Annotated in this window: 18 protein-coding genes; 10 read left to right on the forward strand and 8 right to left on the reverse strand. The window is 72.5% G+C overall.

What is annotated here, in order from left to right; genetic code table 11:
• Positions 1-41 precede the first annotated feature (41 nt).
• The 4 genes from folE (at position 42) to JI742_RS04105 (ending at position 4,458) form a co-directional block, all read left to right on the forward strand.
• Positions 42-779, forward strand: a complete 738-nt coding sequence (folE, locus tag JI742_RS04090) for a GTP cyclohydrolase I (protein ID WP_236676771.1) — start codon at positions 42-44, stop codon at positions 777-779.
• Between the two features lies 1 nt (position 780).
• Positions 781-1,209 carry a BLUF domain-containing protein gene (locus JI742_RS04095; RefSeq protein ID WP_201824205.1) on the forward strand — a complete coding sequence of 143 codons (429 nt, stop codon included), beginning with the start codon at positions 781-783 and terminating at the stop codon, positions 1,207-1,209.
• A gap of 242 nt (positions 1,210-1,451) precedes the next feature.
• Positions 1,452-3,617 carry a TonB-dependent receptor family protein gene (locus JI742_RS04100; protein ID WP_201824206.1) on the forward strand — a complete coding sequence of 722 codons (2,166 nt, stop codon included), beginning with the start codon at positions 1,452-1,454 and terminating at the stop codon, positions 3,615-3,617.
• Positions 3,618-3,627: 10 nt separating this feature from the next.
• Positions 3,628-4,458 carry a DUF429 domain-containing protein gene (locus JI742_RS04105; RefSeq protein WP_201824207.1) on the forward strand — a complete coding sequence of 277 codons (831 nt, stop codon included), beginning with the start codon at positions 3,628-3,630 and terminating at the stop codon, positions 4,456-4,458.
• A 10-nt stretch (positions 4,459-4,468) separates the two neighbouring features.
• Here JI742_RS04105 and JI742_RS14020 read toward each other — a convergent pair whose 3' ends face one another.
• Entirely contained in the window at positions 4,469-5,047 is a 579-nt protein-coding gene (locus tag JI742_RS14020) for a serine O-acetyltransferase (RefSeq protein ID WP_201824209.1), read from the reverse strand.
• Positions 5,048-5,063: 16 nt separating this feature from the next.
• Entirely contained in the window at positions 5,064-6,080 is a 1,017-nt protein-coding gene (locus tag JI742_RS04115; protein ID WP_201824211.1) for a glycosyltransferase family 2 protein, read from the reverse strand.
• 212 nt (positions 6,081-6,292) lie between these two features.
• Here JI742_RS04115 and JI742_RS04120 point away from each other — a divergent pair, with 212 nt between their 5' ends.
• On the forward strand, positions 6,293-9,112 hold the full coding sequence (locus JI742_RS04120) for a ligase-associated DNA damage response DEXH box helicase (RefSeq protein ID WP_201824212.1): 2,820 nt from the start codon (positions 6,293-6,295) through the stop codon (positions 9,110-9,112).
• Here the strand turns inward: JI742_RS04120 and infA are convergent.
• On the reverse strand, positions 9,039-9,311 hold the full coding sequence (gene infA / locus JI742_RS04125) for a translation initiation factor IF-1 (protein ID WP_201824213.1): 273 nt from the start codon (positions 9,309-9,311) through the stop codon (positions 9,039-9,041). The two genes, JI742_RS04120 and infA, sit on opposite strands and share 74 nt — an antisense overlap.
• Before the next feature lie 242 nt (positions 9,312-9,553).
• Here infA and JI742_RS04130 point away from each other — a divergent pair, with 242 nt between their 5' ends.
• The 3 genes from JI742_RS04130 to JI742_RS04140 are packed head-to-tail and all read left to right on the forward strand — an operon-like array spanning position 9,554 to position 10,964.
• The gene (locus tag JI742_RS04130) at positions 9,554-9,958 is read left to right on the forward strand and encodes a YkvA family protein (RefSeq protein WP_201824214.1); all 405 of its coding nucleotides are present in this window, start codon (positions 9,554-9,556) and stop codon (positions 9,956-9,958) included.
• Positions 9,959-9,981: 23 nt separating this feature from the next.
• Entirely contained in the window at positions 9,982-10,479 is a 498-nt protein-coding gene (locus JI742_RS04135) for a thermonuclease family protein (RefSeq protein WP_201824215.1), read from the forward strand.
• Positions 10,476-10,964 (forward strand): hypothetical protein, encoded by a 489-nt coding sequence (locus JI742_RS04140; RefSeq protein WP_236676772.1) that lies wholly within the window; start codon positions 10,476-10,478, stop codon positions 10,962-10,964. The genes JI742_RS04135 and JI742_RS04140 overlap by 4 nt, the downstream gene beginning before the upstream one ends.
• A gap of 81 nt (positions 10,965-11,045) precedes the next feature.
• Here the strand turns inward: JI742_RS04140 and JI742_RS04145 are convergent, their stop codons facing one another.
• Positions 11,046-13,145 (reverse strand): ATP-dependent helicase, encoded by a 2,100-nt coding sequence (locus JI742_RS04145; RefSeq protein ID WP_201824218.1) that lies wholly within the window; start codon positions 13,143-13,145, stop codon positions 11,046-11,048.
• Between the two features lie 108 nt (positions 13,146-13,253).
• Between JI742_RS04145 and JI742_RS04150 the strand changes: the two genes are divergently transcribed.
• Positions 13,254-15,029: a hypothetical protein gene (locus JI742_RS04150; protein WP_201824219.1), complete on the forward strand. Its 1,776-nt coding sequence runs from the start codon at positions 13,254-13,256 to the stop codon at positions 15,027-15,029.
• 1 nt (position 15,030) lies between these two features.
• Complete coding sequence (locus JI742_RS04155; RefSeq protein ID WP_201824220.1) at positions 15,031-16,014, forward strand: AEC family transporter; 984 nt, start codon at positions 15,031-15,033, stop codon at positions 16,012-16,014.
• Between the two features lie 17 nt (positions 16,015-16,031).
• On the opposite strand, the gene JI742_RS04160 is transcribed toward JI742_RS04155, so the two are convergent.
• The 4 genes from JI742_RS04160 to gspN form a co-directional block, all read right to left on the reverse strand.
• The gene (locus tag JI742_RS04160; protein WP_201824221.1) at positions 16,032-16,508 is read right to left on the reverse strand and encodes an AtaL-like protein; all 477 of its coding nucleotides are present in this window, start codon (positions 16,506-16,508) and stop codon (positions 16,032-16,034) included.
• A gap of 172 nt (positions 16,509-16,680) precedes the next feature.
• The gene (gspE, locus tag JI742_RS04165; protein WP_201826344.1) at positions 16,681-18,099 is read right to left on the reverse strand and encodes a type II secretion system ATPase GspE; all 1,419 of its coding nucleotides are present in this window, start codon (positions 18,097-18,099) and stop codon (positions 16,681-16,683) included.
• Between the two features lie 16 nt (positions 18,100-18,115).
• Positions 18,116-20,341 carry a type II secretion system secretin GspD gene (gene gspD, locus JI742_RS04170; protein WP_236676773.1) on the reverse strand — a complete coding sequence of 742 codons (2,226 nt, stop codon included), beginning with the start codon at positions 20,339-20,341 and terminating at the stop codon, positions 18,116-18,118.
• Positions 20,342-20,388: 47 nt separating this feature from the next.
• Positions 20,389-21,267 (reverse strand): type II secretion system protein N, encoded by an 879-nt coding sequence (gene gspN, locus JI742_RS04175; protein WP_236676774.1) that lies wholly within the window; start codon positions 21,265-21,267, stop codon positions 20,389-20,391.
• Positions 21,268-21,277 lie beyond the last annotated feature (10 nt).

A 21,277-nucleotide genomic window follows, 5' to 3' on the forward strand; every position in this document is an offset into this window, starting at 1 on the left:
CCCCGCTGCGGCCCCATGCCGCACTCGACGAGGCCCCTTCGATGAACGCACCCCATCCCTTGATGTCCGACCTGCCCCCCGCGACCGATGACGAGGACGGCGTGCCCGTCTCGCAGCGCATCCGCGAGCGCATCAAGGCCTCGCGCCAGCGCTTCCATGCCAACGACAACATCGCCGGCTTCATCGAGCCCGGCGAGCTGGAGCGCCTGCTCGACGAGGTGGCCGGCAAGATGAAGGGCGTGCTGGAAAGCCTGGTGATCGACACCGAGAACGACCACAACACCCAGGACACCGCGCGCCGCGTGGCCAAGATGTACCTGGGCGAGGTCTTCCGTGGTCGCTACGTGGCGCAGCCGCCGGTGACCGAGTTCCCGAACGTCGAGCACCTCAACGAGCTGATGATCGTCGGCCCGATCACCGTGCGCAGCGCATGCAGCCACCACTTCTGTCCCATCATGGGCCGGGTCTGGATCGGCGTGATGCCCAACGAGCACTCGGACCTGATCGGCCTGTCCAAGTACGCCCGCCTGGCGGAATGGATCATGAGCCGGCCGCAGATCCAGGAAGAGGCTGTCACCCAGGTGGCCGACCTGCTGCAAGACAAGATCAATCCCGACGGCCTCGCCATCGTGATGGAGGCCGACCACTTCTGCATGCAGTGGCGCGGCGTGAAGGACATGGATTCCAAGATGATCAACAGCGTGATGCGCGGCAGCTTCCTGAAGGACGCCAACCTGCGGCGCGAATTCCTCTCGCTCGTCAACCACAAGAAGGCCTGAGATGCTGGTACGTCTGCTCTACGCCAGCCGGGCGAGCGAGCCGGTCACGCAAGCCACGGTCGACGCCATCCTGGCCCAGTCGCGCGTGCACAACCCCTCGCTGGGCATCACCGGCATCCTGTGCTGGGGCGGCGACATCTTCATGCAGGTGCTCGAAGGCGGCCGCGGCACGGTCAACACCCTCTACAACACGATTGCCAGCGACCCGCGCCATGTCCGCGTCGAGGTGCTGCACTACGAGGAAGTGTCGGAGCGCCGCTTCGCCGGCTGGACCATGGGCCAGGTCAACCTGGCCAAGATCAACCCGTCCATCCTGCTGAAGTACAGCGAGAAGCCGCAGCTCGATCCCTACAGCGTCTCGGGCAAGGTCTCGATGGCCTTGCTGGAAGAGCTGATCGCTACCGCGTCCATCATCGGGCGAGCGGGCTGAGTCGGGACACGGGTGGCGGCCTGCGCCGCCGTCCGTGCCTGACGAAGCGCCCGGCCTTGCAAGGCCGGGCGTGGGGCAAGGCTGGCAAGCACAGTCGCCCGGCGTCTCTTCCGCGCATCGCCCCCCGTGCGATTGCAGATTTTCTGGAGGCGGCTCACGCCCCGAGCCCCTAGAGTCCCGGCGCCCGCCGGCCTGCTTCCTCCGGAAGCCTCAGGCCCTGCGACCGACCCGGAGACCTTTCGATGCGTGCCCACCTTGCTTTCGTCCGCCAGCCCGTCGCGCTGGCCGTCACCCTGTTCGCAGCGAGCCTCCAGGCCCAGACCGCCGAACCCGCGGCCGATCTGGCCACGGTGGTCATCAGCGGCAAGGGCTTCGAGCAGCGTGCCTTCGACACGCCCTACTCGGTCGACATCGTCGATGCCGAGACGCTGAAGAAGGGCGGCCTGCTGCTCAATCTGTCCGAGACCCTGGCCCGCGTGCCCGGCCTGACGGTGGCCAACCGCAGCAACTATGCGCAGGACTTGCAGATCAACTCGCGCGGCTTCGGCGCGCGCTCCAGCTTCGGCGTGCGCGGCATCCGCCTGTACACCGATGGCATCCCGGCCTCGATGCCCGACGGCTCGGGCCAGGTCTCGCACTTCGATCTCGCCGGCGCGCAGCGTATCGAGGTGCTGCGCGGCCCCTTCAGCGCCCTCTACGGCAACAGCTCGGGCGGCGTGATCTCGCTGTTCAGCGCGCCGGTGCGCGAGCGCTACCTCCAGCTTGACGGCGATGTCGGCGACGACGGCGTGCGCCAGGTCCGCGCGACCCTTCAGACCCCGCTGTCGGACACGCCGGGCCGCGGCTTCGACCTGCGCGCCAGCGTGTCGAAGTTCGAGACCGACGGCTTCCGCCCGCAGAGCGAGGCCGAGCGCACCCTGGGCAACATCCGCCTGGGCTGGACCGGCGCGCAGGACACCGTGGTCGTGCAGCTCAACCATGTCGACCAGCCGGCCGACGACCCGCTGGGCCTCACCCGCGCGGCCTTCGATGCCAACCCCTACCAGACGGCCACCATCGCCCTGCCGCAGGACGCGCCCGGCCAGCCCAGCCGCTTCAACACCCGCAAGACGGTCGAGCAGACCCAGATCGGCGCGAGCTGGCGCCACCGTTTCGAGGCCGCCGGCCCCCTGAAGGAAAGCGCCGTCACCGCCTACACCGGCACGCGCGAGGTGCGGCAGTTCCAGTCCATCCCCACGGGGGCCCAGGCCGCGGCCACCAGCCCCGGCGGCGTGATCGATTTCGAGCGCGACTACTTTGGCCTCGATGCCCGCCTGGCCTTCCGCTGGACGCTGGCCGGCGAGCGCCGCGCCAGCCTGGTCGTCGGTGCCGCGCACGAGGAGGCCGAGGACGACCGTCGCGGCTTCCGCAACTTCATCGGCACCGGCGGCACCCAGCAGCTCGGCGTGCTGGGCGAATTGCGCCGCGACGAGACCAACCGCGTCACCACCACCGATGTCTATGCCCAGGGCGAGCTGGACCTGAGCGAGCGCTGGACGGCCACCCTCGGCCTGCGCAGCGGCGAGGTCGATTTCCGCTCGCGCGACCGCTTCATCGTGATGGGCAACGGCGACGACTCGGGCTCGACGAGCGATCGTTACACCAACCCGGTGGCGGCCCTGCAGTTCCGAGCCACGCCCACGCTCAACCTCTACCTCAGCGCCGGCCAGGGCTTCGAGTCGCCGACGCTCAATGAGCTGGCCTACCGCAGCACCGGCAGCGGCCTCAACAGCGAGTTGAAGGCGCAGGAGAGCACCCAGGTCGAGCTGGGCGCCAAGTGGCGGCCGGCCGGCACCGGCCTGAGCGTGGATGCCGCGATCTTCTCGGCCAAGACCGAGAACGAGATCGGCGTGCTCAGCAACACCGGCGGCCGCTCGGTCTTCCAGAACGTTGGCGACACCACCCGCCGCGGCGCCGAGATCGCCGCCGGCTGGCAGATCAACCGCGAGCTGCGCAGCACCCTGGCCCTGACCTGGCTGCATGCCACCTACGACGACAGCGTCGGCAGCGTGGTGGCCGGCAACCGCATCGCCGGCACCTCGCCGCGCAGCGCCTTTGCCGAGCTGGCCTGGCGGCCCCTGGCCAGCGAGCGCACGGAGCTCGCCACCGAAGTCCAGTTCCGCGATAAGGTGGCGGTGAACGATGCGAACAGCGACTTCGCCGGCGCCTGGTCGACCGTGGCCGTGCGGGCGCAGCACACCATCCCGCTGGCCGGCCGCAGCCGCATCGAACTGCTGGCCCGGGTGGACAACCTGTTCGGCCGCGAGTACGCCGGCAGCGTGATCGTCAACGAGGGCAACAGCCGCTTCTTCGAGCCGGGCGCCCCGCGCAGCTGGCTGCTGTCGGCCAAGTGGCGGCACGCCTTCTGAGCCCCGGGCCATGAGCGCGGGCTTCGACGGCCCGCTGCTCGGGGTCGACTTCAGCAGCGCGCCCAGCCGCCGCAAGCCCATCACCGTCGCCCACGGCCGCCGGGCCGGCGCGGTGCTGCGGCTCGATCGCCTGGAAGCCCTGCCGACGCTGGACGATTTCGAGGCCCTGCTGGCCCGGCCCGGCCCCTGGCTGGGCGGCTTCGACCTGCCCTTCGGCCTGCCGCGCGAACTGGTCGACAGCCTGGGCTGGCCGCAGGACTGGCCTGCGCTGATCACCCACTACGCGGGGATGGAGCGCGCGGCGCTCCGCGAGGTCTTCAAGGCCTGGTGCGATGCGCGCCCGGCGGGCGGCAAGTTCGCCCACCGCGCCTGCGACCGGCCGGCCGGCTCCAGCCCCTCGATGAAATGGGTCAACCCGCCGGTGGCCTGGATGCTGCACGCCGGCGCGCCGCGCCTGCTGGCCGCCGGCCTGAGTCTGCCGGGCCTGTGCGAAGGGCCGGGCCGCGACCCGCAGCGTCTGGCCCTGGAGGCTTATCCCGGCCTGCTGGCCCGCGAGCTGATCGGCACGCGCAGCTACAAGAGCGACGACGCAGCCCGCCAGACGCCCGAGCGCCTGATCGCCCGCAAGGACCTGGTCGATGCCCTGGAGCAGGGCCGCAGCCGCCTCGGCCTGCGGCTCAAGCTGAGCCCGGCCCAGGCCGAGGCCCTGGTGGCCGATGCCAGCGGCGACCGGCTCGATGCCGTGCTCTGCCTGGTGCAGGCGGCCTGGGCGACCGGGCAGCCCCGCCATGGCTGGCCGGAAGCGGTGGACCCGCTGGAGGGCTGGATCCTGACGGCCTGAGCCGGCGGCTTCAGGTCTCCGGGTCCGCGGGATCGGCCGGACCGGTGCTTGCGCTGGCCGGATCGGCACCCGCAGCTTGCGGCCGGTCCTTGCGCGGCCGCACCACGGCCGGCACGCCGACCGCGATCGACCAGGGCGGCACGTCCTTCACCACCACGGCATTCGCGCCGATCAGGCTGTGGTCGCCCACGGTGATGCGGCCCAGCAGCACCGCGCCGGTGCCGATGTCGACATGGTCGCCGATGACCGGCGCACAGGGCTCGTCCACCCGGGCCAGACCGACCACCACGCCGTTGCGGATGCGGCAGTGCGCGCCGAACTTGGCGTAGCCGCTGATGACGATGCCGCCGCTGTGGTCGATGACGAAGCCGGGGCCGATCTCGGCCTCGCAGGGCAGCTCGATGCCGGTCAGCACCTGCACCAGCTTGAACAGCAGCTTGTAGACCAGGGACAGCGGCTTGCGCAGCCAGGGCGAGCGCACGGTGTAGCGCCAGCGTCCGAAGCGGTAGACCGCCAGGGCCCAGAAGCCCTGGGCGCCCCAGTCGCCCCGGTGGGCGCGCAGGTCGGCGCGGAGATGGTCGAAGGTCATGGCGCGGCTTCCGGTCTCAGCGCGTCGGCCGGGTGCCGAAGCCGGTCGCCCGGGCCAGCGTCCACCACTGGCGGGCGTTGCGGGCATGCACGGCGGCATCGCCGGCCGCGCCCCGGCCGAGCCGGGCCTTGGCCCAGGCCTTGAGCGCCAGCACCGCATCGGCCAGCAGGCCCAGGCCCAGGGCCGTCATCAGGCCAAGCAGGCCGCCATGCTTGCGCCAGTAGAGCAGGGCGCTTTCCACTTGCAGCACCGAGACCTGCCGCGCCCCGGCGGCAAAGCCCGGCATCTGCGCCGCACTGCCGCCGCCTACGTGGACGACCGTGGTGGTGGCCAGGCAGGCGATCTGCCAGCCGGCCTGGCGGGTGCGCAGGCAGTGGTCGACTTCCTCGAAATAGAGGAAGTAGCGCGGGTCGAACAGGCCGACCTGCCGCAGCACCGCGCCGCGCACCAAGTAGAAACAGCCCACCACCCAGTCGCAGGGGCGCAGGGCCGGCGCGCCGGGCGTGGTGGCCGGGTCGGCAACCAGTTCGTCGGCATGCGGGTCGCCGCGCTTGAGCCCGACCTTCTGGGCGAAGCCCGAGACCAGGCCGGGAAAGTGGCGGGCCGCTGGCGCCGGCAGCCCGTTCTCGTCGACCAGGCGCACGCCGAGCAGGCCCAGGGCCGGATCGGCCGCCAGCGCAGCCAGCGCGGCGTGCAGGCTGTCGGGGGCGACGAAGGCATCGGTGTTGAGCAGCAGCAGCGGCTCCTCGCCCAGCAGCGGCAGCACCTGGTTGTTGGCCCGGCCGAAGCCGACGTTGTCGGCATTGGCGATCACCACGGCATCGGGCGCATGCGTGGCCAGCCATTCGAGGCCGCCGTCGCCGCTGGCGTTGTCGACCACCACCACCCGCACCCGCAGGCCGGCGCTGGCGACGCGCAGGGTCTCGAAGCAGCGCGGCAAAAAGCTCAGCGAGCGGTAGCTCACCAGGGCCACCGTCAGGTCGGCCGGCGCGCCAGCGGGCACGAAAGAGGGCAGGGCGGAATCGAGGGGCATGGTGGACGGGAGTCGGAAGCGCGCGGATGGTAAGCGCCCCATGGGGCCGATCCGCCCCGCACGCAGGGGGCGTGCCCGGTGCTTGCGCCGCGCGACCACCGGCACGGATCGGCCTGTGGCTTGCTGCGGTGCCTGCGCGCCCGGCCCCGCCCGCCCCGCCCAAAGCCCCGGCTCGGCGGGCCAGGCGCGGCGGCTGCTAGCCTGCCGGCCCCATGCCGCGCTCACCCGCACCGTCAACCCCAGCCGCAGCCGCAGTCACGGCGGCGCCACAGCCAGCGCCACCCGCGCAAGAGGCCTTGCCCGGCGAAGCCTGGTTCGCGGCCCGCGGTTGGCAGCCCTTCGCCTTCCAGCGCCAGGTCTGGGCGGCGATGGCCGACGGCCGCAGCGGCCTGCTACATGCCAGCACCGGCTCGGGCAAGACCTATGCAGTGGCCCTGGGCGCCCTGGCCCGCGCGGCGCGCCAGGGCCTGCTGGCGGCCCGCGCTGCGCCGCCGCTGAAGCTGATCTGGGTCACGCCCATGCGGGCGCTGGCGGCCGACACCCTGCGCGCGCTGCAGGCGCCGCTGGCCGATCTGGCCCCGGCCTGGACGGCCGGCCTGCGCAGCGGCGACACGCCGGCCGCCGAGCGCGCGCGCCAGGACCGCCGCTGGCCCAGCGTGCTCGTCACCACGCCCGAATCGCTCAGCCTGATGCTGGCCCGCGAGCATGCGGCCGAGGAGCTGGCCGGCGTCGATGTGCTGATCGCCGACGAATGGCATGAGCTGATCGCCAGCAAGCGCGGCGTGCAGCTTCAGCTCGCCCTGGCCCGGCTGCGCGGCTGGAACCCGGGCCTGCTGGTCTGGGGCCTGTCGGCCACCCTGGGCAATCTGGCCGGCGCGGGCGAGACCCTGCTCGGCGCGCCGCCGCAGCCCCTGGGTGAGGGCGCCGAGGCACCGTCCGGCGCCCCGCAGCCCGTGCTGGTGCAGGGCCGCATCGACAAGACCCTGCGCATCGACACCCTGCTGCCCGCCCGGCCCGGCCGCTTCAGTTGGGCCGGCCACCTGGGCCGGCAGATGTTGGCGCCGCTGGTCGCTGAACTGGAGGGCGCCGGCACCGCCCTGGTCTTCACCAACACCCGCTCGCAGGCCGAGATCTGGTATCAGCTCCTGCTGGAGGCCCGGCCGGACTGGGCCGGCCTGGTCGCGCTGCACCATGGATCGCTCGATCCCGCCGTGCGGGCCTGGGTCGAGGCGGGGCTCAAGGAGGGCAGCCTGAAGGCCGTGGTCGCCACCGCCTCACTGGACCTGGGGGTGGACTTCCTGCCGGTCGAGCGCGTGCTGCAGATCGGCTCAGCCAAGGGCATTGCCCGCCTCTTGCAGCGCGCCGGTCGCAGCGGCCATGCGCCGGGCCGGCCCAGCCGCCTGACCCTGGTGCCCACCAACACCCTGGAGCTGCTGGAAGCCGTGGCCGCGCGGCGTGCCGTGCAGGCCGGCCGCATCGAGCCGCGCCATGGCCCCGAGGCGCCGCTGGACGTGCTGGTGCAGCACCTGGTCACCGTCGCGCTCGGCGGCGGCTTCCCGGTCGAGCCGCGGCCCGGCCTGCCCGGCGCCCACGATGCGCCGGCCCTGTTCGAGGAAGTGCGCCGCGCGCCGGCCTACCGCTCGCTCGGCCTGGAGGCCTTTCGCTGGGCGCTGGATTTCGTCGAGCACGGCGGCGCCAGCCTGGGCGCCTACCCGGAGTACCACCGCCTGCGCGTCGGCCCTGCGGCCGACGGCAGCCTGCGCGCCAGCGTGCCGGACCGCGGCATCGCGCGCCGCCACCGCATGGCCATCGGCACCATCGTCAGCGACGCGTCCATGCAGGTCGTCTGGGCCAGCCGCGCGGCGGGCGGGGGCGGCTCGCTCGGCAGCATCGAGGAGGGCTTCATCGCCCGGCTGCAGCCCGGCGATGCCTTTGTCTTCGCCGGTCGCCTGCTGGAGCTGGTGCGGGTGCACGAGATGCGGGCGCTGGTCCGCCCGGCCACCGCCCGCAGCGGCACCGTGCCGACCTGGCAGGGCGGCAAGATGCCGCTGTCGACCGAACTGGCCGATGCGGTGCTGGAGGTGCTGGAATCGGTGCGCCCCGCGCTGGAAGCGGCCCCCGGCCGCGAGCAGCCGCCGCCGGACCTGGACGAGCCCGAGCTGCGCGCCGCCTGGCCGATGCTGGCCACCCAGGTCCAGCGCTCCCGCCTGCCGACGCCCAGCACCCTGCTGGTCGAGCACGAGCGCACGGCCGAGGGCTTCCATGTTTGCATCTACCCCTTTGCCGGGCGGCATGTGCACCTGGGCCTGGCCTCGCTGCTGGCCTGGCGCTGGGCGCGCGAGCAGCCCAACACCTTCAGCCTCGCCGTCAACGACCTGGGCTTCGAGCTGCTTGCGGCCGAGCCGCCGGACCTGGACGCGCTCGGCCTGCCCGATGGGCCGATCGGCACCGCCTGCGGCCCGGGGGCGCCGGGGCGGCTGTGGTCCACCGCCGACCTGCTCGACGATGTGCTGGCCAGCCTGGCCACCGGCGAACTGGCGCAACGCCGCTTCCGCGAGATCGCCCGCGTGGCCGGCCTGATCTTCACCGGCTACCCGGGCGCACCGAAGTCGACCCGGCAGCTCCAGGCCTCCAGCAAGCTCTTCTACGAGGTCTTCCGCAAGCACGATGCCGGCAACCGCCTGCTCGGCCAAGCCGAGGCGGAGGTGCTGGCGCAGGAGCTGGACCTGGGGCGTCTGCGGGCCACGCTGCAACGCATGCAGGGCCTCCGGCTTGAGCGGGTGGCCCTGGACGGGCCCAGCCCCTTCAGCCTGCCGCTGCGCGTCGAACGACTGCGCGAGCGGTTGAGCACCGAGCAACTGGCCCAGCGGCTGGACCGGATGCTGCGGGCGCTCGGCGAACCGGACACAACGCGCGCCGAGGGCCTGGCGGCCCTGGGCCTCGCGTCCGAGAACGCAATCAGCGGCGGAAAGTCCGGCGCGGGCCGCCGCCGCCCCCGCCGCCGCTCCGCGGCTCCAGGTGACGGAAAGTGATCCGGCCCTTGGTCAGGTCGTAGGGCGAGAGTTCGAGCGAGACGCTGTCGCCGGCCAGGATGCGGATGCTGTGCTTGCGCATCTTGCCCGCCGCATAGGCGATCAACTGGGCGCCGCCTTCCAGCGTGACGCGGTAGCGCGCGTCCGGCAGCACCTCGTCCACCTTGCCGTTCATTTCGATCAGGTCTTCTTTACTCATCCACCGAGCTCCTCGGGGGGCACGGAGCCCACCCCAAAACAAAAGACCGCGACAAGCTTTCGCGGTCAGGCTGAAACGGAGCAGGTCGGGGGCAGCAAGAAGGCCGACCCTCGGTCGGCAAAGGCCAGCGGCCTGTCCACCCCTCAAATGTAGCCGGATCGGGCCTCCGGCAGGCAGCTTTCCGCCCGGAGCCGGCGGGGGCGCAGGGGGCTTCGGCCCGCTTCGGCGGCCATACTTTGGGCATGTCCTGGTTCACCGCCCTGGCCGGCCCGGCGGCCCGCCGCGCCCTCAAGATCCGCGTCTTCGCGCTGTGGAAGCTGTTGCGGCATGCCGACACGCCCTGGCCGTCCAAGGCCGTTGCCGGCCTGGTGCTGCTTTATGCGCTGAGCCCCATCGACCTGATCCCCGACTTCATCCCCGTGCTCGGCCTGCTCGACGAACTGCTGCTGCTGCCCCTGGGCCTGGCCCTGGCCGTGGCTCTGGCGCCCAAGCCGCTCTGGCAGGCCTGCCTGACCGAAGCCCAGCAGGAGGCCGACAGCCGCAACGCGCGGGCGCCAAAGTGGCGGGCGGGTGCCGTCTTCATCGTGCTGATCTGGCTGCTGCTGGGCGGCCTGGCTTTGGGGTGGTGGTGGTCGGGCCGGGCCTGAGTGGCGCGCTGCCGCGGGGGCTGATGGCCGGGCTGCTCCTCGCGGCCGCGTCGCTCGCGGCACGGGCCGAGGTGCTCGACGGCTGGGTCACCCGCGTCAGTGACGGCGACACGCTCTGGCTGGCGCCGCAGCGCGAGGACGGCCGCCGCGGCCGGCCGATCAAGCTGCGCTTGGTCGGCCTGGATGCGCCCGAGCGCTGCCAGCCGCATGGCGAGGCCGCCCGCGCAGCCCTCGCCGGCTGGGTGCTGAAGCGGCGCGTGCGGGTGGACCGCGGCGCGCAGGATGCCTACGGTCGCCCGCTGGTCAGCTTGCAGTTGGCGGGCGAGGACCTGGGCGCGCGCCTGGTGCGCGAGGGCCATGCCTGGTCGGCCCGCTACCGCGACGATCCCGGCCCCTATGCCCGCGAGGAAGCCGCCGCCCGTGTCGCGCGGCGCGGGCTCTTCGCCGATCCGGCCGCCGAGCGCCCGCGCGATTTCCGCCAGCGCCACGGCCCTTGCCCGAGCGAGGCGTCCTTGCCATGAAGCGGTTCTTCGCCTCACCGATCGGCGCCGCGCGCCGGCCCCGCGGCCCGGCGCGGTTCGGCCGGGTCGCGCGGGTCGTCCCGCTGCTTGCGCTGCTGTCCGCCTGCGCCCTCACGCCCCCCATGCCCGAAGGGCCGGCCTTGCAGGCCGCGCTGCAGGGCCTGTGGTGCAACAGCGAGGACGGCGGCCGCAGTTGCTGGGCGCACGACCGCTTCACGCCGGACGGCCGCTTGCGCATGTGCGGCCGCACGCCCGACAGCCGCCAGGCCTTCGACGGCCTGGGCCAGGTGGAGATGGCGGGCCGGCGCATGTGCTACCGGGTGCTGCGCGCCGAGGGCGCGTTCTGGTTGCCGCCCGGCGCGCGCTACTGCACTGAGATCGTCGAGCTCGGCCCGCGCCACCACCGCTACCGCGACCTGGACGGCGGCGGCGTCTTCACCCTGCACCGCCTGCCCGACACCGCGCCGGACTGCCCGGCGCCCTGAGCCGCAGCCGCCGCGCCCGCAGGAGCCGCAGGGGGCGGGAGCGAGGGTGAGTGCGAGACCGGGGCCAGCCCGCCCCGGCGCTCAAGCCGCCGGTTTCGGCGCCGCCGCGGCCCGCGCCGCGAATTCCGCGCGCAGGGCCTTGAGCTTCTCGCGTGGGTCTTCCTTGGTGGTCGCCTCGTCGAGCTTCATCTCGCCGATGAAGCGACTCGGGCTGCCCTTGACCATGTCCCGCCCGCGCTTGCGCCGGGTGAGCCAGCTCACCAGCAGGGTGCGGCGCGCGCGGGTGATGCCCACATACATCAGACGCCGTTCCTCCTCGATGCGCTGCGCCATGTCGGCGGCGTCCACGCCCTCGGTCTCCTCGCTGCGGAAGGGCAGCAGACCCTCGTTCACGCCGGCCAGAATCACATGCGGCCACTCCAGGCCCTTGGCCGCATGCAGGGTGGACAGGGTGACCACGTCCTGGTCGTCGCCGCGCTCGGCCAGGCTCAGGATCACGCTGATGGTCTGCGCGACTTCGAGCACCGTCTTGCGCTCGGTCTCGAAGGTGGCGCCGCCGGTGGCGTCGATCTCGCCGCCGCAGCGCTTGGCGATCCAATCGACGAAGTCCAGCACATTCCCCCAGCGGGCGGTGGCCAGCTTCTCGCTCTCCTCGTGGTCGCGCAGGTGCTGCTCGTAGCCGATGTCGCTCAGCCAGCCCATGAGCAGCACCTTGGCATCCTCGGCGCCGGCGGTGTGGCCGGCGCGGTGCGCCAGGTCGTTCACATAGCGGCCGAACTCGTGCAGCGAGCCGACGGCCTTCTTGCTGAGCGTGGCTTCCAGGCTGTCGGCGAACAGGGCTTCGAACATCGAGACCTTCCAGCGCCCCGCGAACTCGCCCAGGGCGCCCAGGGTCTGGTGGCCGATGCCGCGCTTGGGCGTGGTCACGGCGCGCAGGAAGGCGGGGTCGTCGTCCGGGTTGACCAGCAGGCGCAGCCAGGCGCAGAGGTCCTTGATCTCGGCGCGGTCGAAATAGCTCTGGCCGCCCGAGACCTTGTAGGGAATCTGCGCGGCGCGCAGCTTTTGCTCGATCGCCCGGGCCTGGTGGTTGGCGCGGTAGAGGATGGCGAAGTCCTTCCAGGCCTGGCCGCCGCCGGCCGTGCTGGCGCCGGCGCGCAGGCTCTGGATGCGGGCCACGGCGCGCTCGGCCTCATGCTCCTCGCCGTCGCAGGGCTGCACGCGCACCGGCTCGCCTTCGCCCAGGTCGCTCCACAGCTTCTTCTCGAAGATCTTCGGGTTGGCCGCGATCACCGCATTGGCCGCGCGCAGGATGGCGCTGGTCGAGCGGTAGTTCTGCTCCAGCGGGATGACGGTCAGCTCGGGGTAGTCCAGCGGCAGGCGCTTGAGGTTGTCGATGGTCGCGCCGCGCCAGCCGTAGATGCTCTGGTCGTCGTCGCCCACCGCGGTGAACAGGGCCGGCCGCGCCGAGGGCTTGCCATCGCCGCCGCCGACCAGCATCTTCAGCAACTGGTACTGCTGGGCATTGGTGTCCTGGTACTCGTCGACCAGCACATGGCGCAGGCTGCGCTGCCATTTCTCGCGCACGCTGGGGTTCTTCTCCAGCAGCGCCACCGGCAGGCCGATCAGGTCGTCGAAGTCCACCGCCTGGTAGGCCTGCAGCCGTTCCTGGTACTTGCCCCAGACGATGGCGGCCACGCGCTCGTCCTCGTCGGCTGCGGCGGCCAGGCCCTGTTCGGGCGTCAGGCCCTGGTTCTTCCACAGGCTGATCGTCCACTGCCAGTGGCGGGCGGTCTTGGCATCGGTGGTGCCGCCGGCCTCGCGCATCTGGCCCAGCACATCGTCGCTGTCGAGGATGGAGAAGGCCGGTTTCAGGCCCAGGGCCTGGCCGTCCTCGCGCAGCATGCGCACGCCCAGCGAATGGAAGGTGGCGATCACCAGCTCCTTGGCCGCCCGGCCGCCGACCAGGGCCTTGGCGCGCTCGCGCATCTCCTGCGCGGCCTTGTTGGTGAAGGTGATGGCCGCGATCTGCGAGGGCGCCAGCCCCGCCTGCAGCAGGCGCTGGATCTTGTGCGTGATCACCCGCGTCTTGCCCGAGCCGGCACCCGCCAGCACCAGGCAGGGGCCGCCGAGGTGATGCACGGCCTGCATCTGGGCCAGGTTGAGGGCAGGGGCTTCGGACATCGGGGCGGGGCCTCGGCGCCCGTTGCGGGCGCGCAAAGCTGGGCATCCTAGCCGGGTGCCGTTCGGGCTCGCACGTACAGTGGGCCGTGCGAAACCGCAGAGGCAGACATGAGAAACACGAGTCAGAAGGGCTGGACACGACGCGACTGGATCGGCGGCAGCCTGGCCCTGGGTGGGGCCGCCAGCCTGCCGGCCGCTGCCGGGCCGGCGACGCCCGCGTCCCTGGCCCCCTCCGCCGCCGGCGGCGCGGGCCGGCCGGTCTTCCGCATCGGCGTGAACCTGGGCTTGATCAACGACTGGTCGTCCGAGCTGCCCTTCGTCGACCTGATGCGCATCGCCCGGCCCTGGTCGACCCGCGACGGCTCCGGCACCTGGGACACCGGCCATGCCGCCCGCCTGCGCTGCGATGCCGATGGCTACCCCATCGGCCTGCCGCAGACGGTCGATGGCAAGCCGGTCTGGGTGCAGACGATCTGGACCAATGCCTCGCTCTGGCCGACCGGTCGCTACACCGTGCTGCATGCCGGCCAGGGCGAGATCCGCTTCCTGCAAGGGGCCAAGTCGCTGAAACGCGAAGGCCCGGGCCGCTGGACTTTCGAGCTGGGCCTGGACGCCCCCAATGCGCCGCTGGTGCTGCACCTCATCCGATCCAAGCCCGAGGACCCGCTGCGCGATCTGCGCGTGCTGATGCCCGGCCACGAAGCCAGCCACCGCGAGCAGCCCTTCAATCCGGCCTTCCTGCGCGCGCTCAAGCCCTTCGATTCGGTGCGCTTCATGGACTGGGGCGCCACCAACAACTGGGGCCAGAAGGGCCGCGGGGATTGGGACCAGCCCGAACTCTTCGACGCCGACCGCCGCCAGACGCCGGGCCATTACACCTGGGCCGATGGCCGCGGCGTGCCCTACGAAGTCATGATCCGGCTGATGAATGCGGCCGGGCTCGACGGCTGGGTCAATGTGCCGCACCGTGCCAGCCCCGGCTACATCCGCCACATGGCGGCGCTGTTCCGCGACGGCCTGAACCGCGAGCGCAAGCTGGTCGTCGAGTACAGCAACGAGACCTGGAACTGGGCCTTTGGCCAGACCAAGTGGCTGGGCAAGCATGGCGAGGCCAGCGCCCATGCGCTGCGCGCCAACCCGCTGGCCGGCAGCCAGTGGCCCGAGCGCATGACCGGGCATGTGCAGCGCTGCCTCGACCTGTGGACCGAGGTCTACGGCGCCCAGCGCCCCGGCCGCCTGATCCGCGTCGCGGGCGGCCAGACGGCTTCCTTCAACCAGAGCAAGCGCGTGCTCGAAGGCCTGCGGCCCGGCAGCTTCGATGCGATGACCGCCTCCTGGTACTTCTCCCTCAAGTCCGATTTCGTCGGCTCGGTCGAGGCCGGCGTGCGTCGCGACGGCTCGCTCGACCGCCTGGGCGAGAAAGCCACCGTCGCCGACATCGCCGCCGCCGTGCGCGGCAGTTGGGAGCGCGACAAGGACTGGCTGCGCAAGCTGCACGAGCGCGTTGCCAAGCCCCTGGGCCTGCCCGTCCTTTACTACGAGGGCGGCCAGCACCTGACCCCCCAGCCCCACGGCTACGACGCCTATGCTGGCGACGGCAGCGGCCGCGCCGGGCCGCGCTACCGCGAGGCCTTGGTCGATGCCATGCGCTCGCCCGAGATGGGCCAGCTCTACCGCGAGTGGTTCGACTTCATGCAGCAGGAGATGGCCCGCGGCCCCGAGCCGCTCTGGCTGATGCACTTCGGCTTCATCGCACCGCTCAAGGCCAACACCACCCGCTTCGGCCTCTTCAGCCTGCTCGAACGGGTCGACCAGGATCCGGCCGGCCCCGTCCCCGCGCCGCGCTACCAGGCCGTGATCGAGGCCATGCAGCGCCGCCGCTGACATGCCGCCGCTCCTCGCCGTCACCCTGCCCTTCTTCGCCCTGGTGCTGTGCGGCTGGCTGGCCGGCCGCTTCCGCGTGCTGCCGGAAGCGGCCATCCCGGGGCTGAACGCCTTCGTGCTGTTCTTTGCGCTGCCCTGCATGCTGTTCCGCTTCGGCGCGGCCTCGCCGGTCGAGGCGGTCTTCAACCCGCGCGCCCTGCTGCTCTACACCGCCTGCGGCCTGCTCATCGTCGCGCTCACTGCGCTGATGAGCCGGCGCGGCTGGATCGGCCGCCGCCTGGGCTGGAAGGACGCGGCCTTCGGTGCCTTCGTCGCCGCCTTCCCCAACACCGGCTTCATGGGCATGCCGCTGATGGTGGCCCTGCTCGGGCCGGCCGCCGCCGCGCCCATGATGGTCACCTTGCTGGCCGACATGTTCATCATCAGCGGCGTCTGCCTGGCCCTGGCGCAGATGCAGGGCAGCGGCCACCTGCCCTGGGCGCAGCGCCTGCGCACCCTGATGGCCGGGCCGCTGAAGAACCCGCAGCCCTGGGCGATCGCGCTGGGCGCGCTGTTCTCGGCCATGGGCTGGGCACTGCCCGCGCCCGCGGCCCGCATCGTCGAACTGCTCGGCGGCGCCGCCACCCCCGTGGCGCTCTTCACCATCGGCGCCGTGCTGTGGCGCAGCGGCCTCCATGCCCACAAGCGCACCCCGCCGGCCGAGGTGCTGCCGATCGCCGCGATCAAGCTCTTCGTCCATCCCGCGCTGATGTTCGGCGGCGGCCTGGCCCTGGCCGCCGCGGGCTGGCCGCTGGAGGCCTTCACCCTGATGGTGCTGACCCTGGCCGCGGCCCTGCCCTCGGCCAGTAATGCCTCGCTGCTGGCCGAACGCCACGGCGCCGACAACGGCCGCGTGGCCCGCATCATCCTGGCCAGCACCGTGCTGGCCTTCGCCAGCTTCACCGGGCTGGCGGCGGTGTTCGGGGTGGAGCCGGTGGCGCCCTGAGCGGCGCCTTCGACGGGCTAGAGCCGCCCCTGCGCCTGCCAGGTGCGCAGGGTGCGCACCATGTCGCGGTCGGCGGCCAGCCAGGCCTGCTGGCGCAGGCCATCGGTCTCGGGATCGTCGGTTTCGGCTGGCGAGGCGTAGACGAAGCGCAGGCAGAGCAGGCCGGGCTGCGGTTCCTCGATGCGCAGGCTCAGCACGATGGCGGGCATGCCCTCGCGCCGCTCGGGCTGGAAGCGCAGGCTGGCGCCGGCCTGGATCGTCACCTCGTCGACCAGGCGCAGCTCGCCGTAGTGCAGCTCGCGGCGCAGCCGGGTCGCGTCCTCGGGGCGGGTGCTGCCGTCCAGGGCTTCGGTGCGGCAGTCGTCGGGGCCGAAGGGGAAGCGCTCGGGGGCGTAGACGCGGGCCAGCAGGCCGCGCCACAGCGCGTCGCGGTCCATGGGCTCGATGCGCGGGTCGGCCGGGTCGGTGACCTGGATCAGGTGCTCGTAGTGCATGGCCGCGGGCTCAGAAGGTGTGAATGGACCGGCCGTGTCCGAGCAGGTCGCCCGGAGCCGTCCCATCAAGGCGCAAAGCGCAGCCGTAGCCCGTGCTACGGCGAGCATTTGCAACGCCGAGGGGGCGGCTCCGGGCGGCATGAGCGGGCATGGTGGGTCCGTTCACACCTTCTCAGTCGCGCGTGACGCGCAGCAGCTCTTCCAGCGCGGTCTGGCCTTCGGCGACGAGGCGTTCGCCGTCCTCGCGCATGCTGCGCAGGCCGCTGGCCCGGGCGGCTGCCGCGATCTCGGATTCGGCCGCCCGTTCGTGCACCAGGGCCTGCACGGCCGGGGTGACGGTCATCAGCTCGTAGACGCCGGTGCGGCCGCGGTAGCCGGTGTGGCCGCAGGCCGGGCAGCCGACGGGATGCCAGCGGCCGTCCTCGCCCAGGCGGCGGCAGTCGGGGCAGAGCTTGCGGACCAGGCGCTGGGCCAGCACGCCGAGCAGGCTGGAGCTGAGCAGGAAGGGCTCGATGCCCATGTCGACCAGCCGGGTCACGGCCGAGGGCGCGTCGTTGGTGTGCAGGGTGGCCAGCACCAGGTGGCCGGTCAGGCTGGCCTGCACGGCGATCTGCGCGGTCTCGTGGTCGCGGATCTCGCCGATCATGATCACGTCCGGATCCTGGCGCAGGATGGCGCGCAGGGCCTTGGCGAAGGTCAGGTCGATCTTGGGATGGACCTGGGTCTGGCCGATGCCGGGCAGCTCGTACTCGATCGGGTCCTCCACCGTCAGCACATTGGTGGTGGCGGTGTCGATCTGGCCCAGGGCCGCGTAGAGCGTGGTCGTCTTGCCCGAGCCGGTCGGGCCGGTGACCAGCACGATGCCGTGCGGCTGCGCGACCAGGCGCTTGAAGTCCTCCAGCGTCTCGCCGGCCATGCCCAGGGATTCGAGCGAGTAGCGGCTGCTGTCGCCCTTGTCGAGCAGGCGCAGCACCGCGCGTTCGCCGTGCGCGCTGGGCAGGGTGGAGACGCGCACGTCGATCGCCCGGCCGCCGATGCGCAGGCTGATGCGGCCGTCCTGCGGCAGGCGTTTCTCGGCGATATCGAGCTCGGCCATGATCTTCAGCCGGCTGATCAGCGCGCCGTGCAGGGCTTTGTTGGGCTGCACCACCTCGCGCAGCGTGCCGTCGACCCGGAAGCGCACCGCGCTGCTGCGCTCGTAGGGCTCGATGTGGATGTCGCTCGCGCCGTCCTTGGCGGCCTGCGTCAGCAGGGCATTGAGCATGCGGATGATGGGCGCGTCGTTGGCGGCTTCCAGCAAGTCCTCGACCGCCGGCAGGTCCTGCATCAGGCGCGACAGGTCGACGGCGCTTTCCACCTCGCCGACGACGGCCGCCGCGCTCGATTCGCCGCCGGCGTAGGCGCGGGCGATGCGCAGGGCCAGGGCCTCGGCGGGCGTGGTCTCGATGCGGTCGATCTCGAACAGGCGGTTCAGCTCGCCCAGCGCCGCCGGCGCGGGCGCCGGGCCGCAGTGCAGCACGAGCTGCTGGCCGTCGTCCTCCAGCAGCAGGGTGTGGGCCTTGGCGAAGGCATAGGGCAGGGGGTGGCGCATGGCCATGGCGGCGGCCTCAGCGGGCAGGCTCGACCGGCGCCGGGGCGCTGGCCGGGCCCGCGGCACCGGCCGGCACCGTGCCGGGCAGGGGCGGAAGCTGCGGCGCGTCGCCCACATCCAGGCCCGGCCGCTGCGGCGGCTGGGTGGCCTGCTGCTGGGCGCGGATGAGGTCGTAGCGGCCCAGGCTCAGGGCATTGGCGGCCTCGGCATCGCGCATCACCACCGGCCGCAGGAAGACCATCAGATTGCTCTTGGTGCGGGTGCGGTTGTCGCTGCGGAAGAGGGCGCCGATGCCCGGCAGATTGCCCAGGCCGGGCACCTTGCTGGAGTTATCCTGGAACTGCTCCTGCATCAGGCCGCCCATGACCAGGATGTCGCCATCGTTGACGACCACGGTCGATTCGATCGAGCGCTTGTTCGTCACCAGGCCGGCGGTGGCATCGGCCACGCCCTGCGAGACGTTCTGGTTCACCACGCTCGACGACTCCTGGTAGATGACCATGCGCACCGTGCCGTTCTCGCCGATCTGCGGCCGCACCCGCAGGGTGATGCCGACATCGCGCCGCTCGATGGTCTGGAAGGGATTGGTCGCGCCGTTGTTGCCGTTGGTGAAGGAGCCGGTCACGAAGGGCACGTTCTGGCCGACGACGATCTTGGCCTCCTCGTTGTCCAGCGTGACCAGGTTGGGCGTCGAGAGGATGTTGCCGTCGGCCTCGGTCTGCAGGAAGCGCGCGAGCGCGCCCAGCGTGATCACGTCGCCATAGCGCTTGAGCAGGCCGGCATTCAGGCCGGCCGAGGGCAGGGTGGTGCCGCTGACGGCGCCGGTCGCCCCGGCGATCGATAGGTTCAGCAGGTTGTTGCCGCCGCTGCCGAAATTGGTGCCGGCAAAGACGCGCACGTTGTCGCCGCCGCCCAGCAGGCCCTGGAACTGGAAGCCCAGGTCGGCCGCCTTGTTGGCATTGACCTCGACCAGCATGGTCTCGACGAAGACCTGCGCACGGCGCGCATCGAGCTGCTCGATCACCGCCCGCAGCTCGCGGTAGAGCGGCTCGGGCGCGGTGATGATCAGCGCATTCGTTGCCGGGTCGGCCTGGATGAAGCCGCCGGTCGAGGGCGCGGCCGCGGCATTCACCGGCTGGGTGGTCTGCGGCGCGGCCACGCTGCTGCCCGAACTGCCGCTGCTGCTGCCCGAGCTGCCCAGGCCACCGCTGCTGCTGCTGGACGTGCCGCCGCCGCCGCTCAGGGCGGCCAGCACGCCGCCGGCACCCCCGCTGCTGCCGCTGCCGCTGCCGGCGGCACTGAAGGCCGCGCGCAGCACCTGGGCCAGGCGGGTCGCGTCGGCATTCTTCAGGTAGACCACATGGATGCCGCTGCCGGCCATGCCGCTGCGGCCCGGCCGGTCAAGCTGGGCCACCAGCGCCCGCACTGCGCTCATGCGGCCGCGCTGGCCGGCGCGCACCAGCAGGGCATTGCCGCGCGGGTCGGCGATCACCGACACCCCGCTGCTGCCGCTGCCGCCGGGCACCGGCACGCCGGGCGGCGTCGACTGGCCGCCGCTGCTGCCGCCGTCGGACAGGCGCTGCACGATGGGCGCCAGGTCGGCCGCCACGGCATGTTGCAGGGGAATGATCTCGATCTCGGCCGATTGCGGCAGGTCCAGCGCGGCAATGATCTGGCCGAGGCGCTTCAGGTTGTCGGCATAGTCCGTCACCACCAGGGTGTTGTTGCCGGCATTGGCATTGATGGTGTTGTTGGGGCTGATCAGCGGACGCAGCACCGGCACCAGGCTGGCCGCGCTTTCGTGCTGAAGGCGGAAGATCTGGGTGAGCACCTGGTCGCCGCGGCGTTCGGTGTCTTCCACCGCCACGGTGCCGGTCTGCAACTTGGCATCGGCTTCGGGCACCACCTTGAGCAGGCCGGCCACCTCGACCACCGTGAAGCCCAGGCCGCGCAGCGCGGCCAGGAAGTTGCGATAGGCCTCCTGCGGCGGCACCGGCGTCTCGTTGAACAGCGTGATCGTGCCGCGCACCCGCGGGTCGACGACGATGGGCTTGTTCAGGATCGCGCCCACGGCCCGGGCCACGCCCTCGATCTCGGCATTGACGAAGTTCAGCGTCACCGGCGCGGCCGTGCGCCGGGCCGCCGGGGTCCGGTCGGCCGGGGCCTGGGCCGAGGCCGGCAGCACGGGCAGGCCCAGGGCCAGCGCCAGCAGCAGCGCCAGCGGCCGGGCCGGCCGGTCCATCGGGGGGGAAGTGCGCCTGGCGCACCGCAGCTCACGCAGCGTCATGGTCATCCGATCGCAAGGACGGACCGCGCACCCTGGCGCCGTCCGATGATGTTCAGCAGGTTGGCGAGCGCGGCTTCCTCGCCCGGCGCGGCCTCGGCCTCGCCACGAAAGCGCAGGCCGCGCGCGCTGAGTTGGCCGTCGCCGCGCAGTTGCAGCGCGCCGTCGCGCGTCGACAGGCTGAGTCGCGCGCGGCCCGGGCCTTCGCCGGCCAGTTGCAGCTCGTAGCTGCCTAGGCGCGGCAGCGGGCTGAGCCGGGCCGAGAGATCCTGCAAGCCGAGCACGGCCACGCCGTCGAGCTGCCAGCCGGCCCGCGTCCAGCCCAGGCCCAGGCCCTGGCTGCGCAAGCTGAGCCGGCCGCCGGCCTGCAGGGTGTTCCAGGGCGTGCCCAGGCCGCTCAGCCAGGCGGCCGGCCAGCGGGCCAGCTCGGGCGCGGTTTCAGCCGCCAGGGCCTGTGGCGGTTCCAGGCCCAGGTGCAGCCGGCCCCAACCGGCCTGCACGCGCAGCCGGGTGCCGGCTTCAATGCAGCAGGCCTGGGCCAGGTCCAGCACCGGCCCGCCCGACCAGCCCAGGCGCCAGTGCAGGCGGTCGGGCAGGGCCAGGGCATCGCGGCTGCCGGGGCCGCCGCTCAGCACCGGCACGGCGCTGCCCTGCCAGACGGTGCCTGCGGGCGCGTCCAGGCGCAGATGCTCGCCGCTGGCCGCTGCCACCGCATCGCCCAGCCAGGCCGCCGGGGCCAGGGCGAGGCCCGCCAGCAGGCCGCCAAGCAGCGCACCCGCCAGGCCCCAGCGCCGCGCCGGGCGGCTGCTGCCGTGCTCGGCCGGCGGCCCGGCCGGGCGCATGGCGCGGGCGGGCAGTGCGGGGGGGCGGCGCAGGCGGGCCATGGTCCGGGGG

The organism is Piscinibacter lacus, from assembly GCF_016735685.1.
Lineage (GTDB): Bacteria > Pseudomonadota > Gammaproteobacteria > Burkholderiales > Burkholderiaceae_C > Aquariibacter > Aquariibacter lacus.